Genomic DNA, 576 nt, shown 5'->3' on the forward strand with positions numbered 1-576 from the left:
ATCGGCTTTACACTGTGTAAGCTGTTTGGCTGGAACTACGGTGTGTTTTTCACCGTAACACCCATGCTTTTGCTCGGTATGGTACCGGTAGTGAACTTGCATGCATCAAGACAGTTAATCTTCTCCGCTGTTGTTTGTGGGCTAGAGGTTGGCATTTTGGGGGGCTTGTTTGGTAGCCATCCGGTGTTGATGACCTTGATTGCATTCTGCTTGTTTCTTTACAAGTTTGCTTGTATGTCAAAAGGGAGTTTGTTTCTATTTGGCGCGAACAGTGTGCTTAGTTTGAGTATCATGCTGCACTTTGCTAGTTACCCGACAACGGATCTGAATGATCTTATTTTTAGTAACTTACAGGCGAACGTTTTGTCCATTATTGTGGCGTATTTAGTGACGTTTTTGATTCCAGATGCGGAACCTCGTCAACCGCTGGCAAAGCCTTCACAAGCCAAACAAAGCCATCGGATGCGACATGAGGCTCTTATGGGGGCGAGTATTGCAACCATGTCCTTTTTGGTGTTTCAGATCTTTGATTTGAACGATTCCATGTCAGCGCAGGCGACAACCTTGTTGCTCCTG

1 protein-coding gene is annotated in these 576 nt (G+C 45.5%); it reads left to right on the plus strand.

What is annotated here, in order from left to right; all coding sequences use genetic code 11:
* The coding region (locus R7Q48_RS29565; RefSeq protein ID WP_318133935.1) for a DUF2955 domain-containing protein at positions 1-576 on the plus strand (576 nt) is incomplete at both ends.

Source organism: Vibrio sp. 378 (assembly GCF_033339435.1).